This window comes from Oleiphilus sp. HI0125, assembly GCF_001635355.1.
The window spans coordinates 1-1,217 of the sequence record NZ_LWGF01000590.1; the positions used below are offsets into that span (position 1 = coordinate 1).

Sequence of the window (1,217 nt, forward strand, 5' to 3'; positions counted from 1 at the left end):
CTGCTTGAGGTGCATCGTTCACAGGAACAACTACGATATTCGCTTGGGCCGTATCACTCGCACCCTCAGCATCTAACACAACCACATCGAGGACAATGTCACCATTGAAATTCTCATTCGGAATAAAACTAAAGGAGCCATCATCATTCGCACTCAGCGTTCCATCTGATCCTGAGTAGCTAACACCTTGCAGACTCACATCACCTTCAACGTCACTTGAATTCGCCAAAAGCTGTGCAGGTGTCAATGTAATTGTACCGTCCTCATTCATGCTGAAAGACGTATCCCCTGCAACTGGCGGGTCATTCACCGGAACAACTACAATATTCGCTTGGGCCGTATCTGTACCACCCTGACCATCAGACACGGTAAAGTCGACGGTGACATTACCATTGAAGTTCTCATTCGGTGCAAAGGTATATGTGTCATCTCCATTATCGGTGAAGATTCCATCCGTACCTGTGTATGCAACATCTGAGATACTCAGCGTATCACCATCAACATCCGACGCTCCCGTTAACAGATCCCCATCTGTAAGCGTGATCGTCCCGTCTTCGTTCATCTGGAAATTCTGATCCTGCGCGACCGGCAGATCATTCACTGGGTTCACTGTCAAATCGATATTGGCTGCAACTGTCGCTTCACCATCGAATACATCGAAACTAATATCGAGATCACCATTGAAGTTTGCAGCCGGTGTCAGCGTGAACGTCCCATCACCATTATCTGTAATCGTCAGTTCCGGATTGGCTGTCTGTAGATTCAATGCCGTGAGCGTATCACCCTCCACATCACTCGCTTGCGCCAAGAGCTGTTCTTGGCTCAGTGTGATACTCCCATCCTCATCAATTGCATAGGCCAAGTCACCTGAAACTGGCGGGTCATTCACAGGAACAACTACAATATTCGCTTGGGCCGTATCTGTACCACCCTGACCATCAGACACGGTAAAGTCGACGATGACATTACCATTGAAGTTCTCATTCGGTGCAAAGGTATATCTGTCATCTCTATTATCGGTGAAGATTCCATCCGTACCTGTGTATGCAACATCTGAGATACTCAGCGTATCGCCATCAACATCCGACGCTCCCGTTAACAGATCCCCATCTGTAAGCGTGATCGTCCCGTCTTCGTTCATCTGGAAATTCTGATCCTGCGCGACCGGCAGATCATTCACGCCGGTTACAGTTACGTCGACAAGAGCCGGGGTTACA

At 48.4% G+C, this 1,217-nt stretch carries 1 protein-coding gene; it reads right to left on the reverse strand.

The window, feature by feature from the left end; genetic code table 11:
* On the reverse strand, positions 1-1,217 hold a 1,217-nt coding region (locus tag A3762_RS07540), incomplete at both ends, for a tandem-95 repeat protein (protein WP_156493326.1).